This window comes from Rhizobium ecuadorense, assembly GCF_001187535.1.
Classification (GTDB): Bacteria; Pseudomonadota; Alphaproteobacteria; order Rhizobiales; family Rhizobiaceae; genus Rhizobium; species Rhizobium ecuadorense.
Map to the genome: position 1 here is coordinate 1 of NZ_LFIO01001610.1, position 387 is coordinate 387.

The window sequence follows — 387 nt, forward strand, 5'->3', positions numbered from 1 at the left end:
ATTACGTGCCGGGCGGCACCCACTCGCCGCACCAGCCGAAGGCGGAGTGGAGAGACCAATTCAAAGGCAAGTTCGACATGGGCTGGGAAAAGTTGCGCGAGCAAATCTTCGCCAACCAGAAGCGGCTCGGCGTCATCCCGGAAAACACGAAATTGACACCCTGGCCGGATGACCTGCCGAAATGGGAGACGCTTTCCCTGGTGCAGAAGAAACTCTATGCACGAGAGGCAGAGAACTTTGCCGGCTATGTGGCCTATACGGACCATGAGATTGGCCGGGTCATCCAGGCGGTCGAGGACATGGGCAAGCTCGACAACACGCTGATCATCTACATCAGCGGCGACAACGGCACCAGCGCAGAAGGCACCCTGGAGGGCACGTTCAACC

General features: G+C 58.9%; 1 protein-coding gene. It reads left to right on the forward strand.

All coding sequences use genetic code 11. The features are described 5' to 3' along the window. A partial coding sequence (locus tag AF337_RS32745; RefSeq protein WP_152971295.1) for a sulfatase-like hydrolase/transferase occupies positions 1-387 on the forward strand: 387 nt, incomplete at both ends.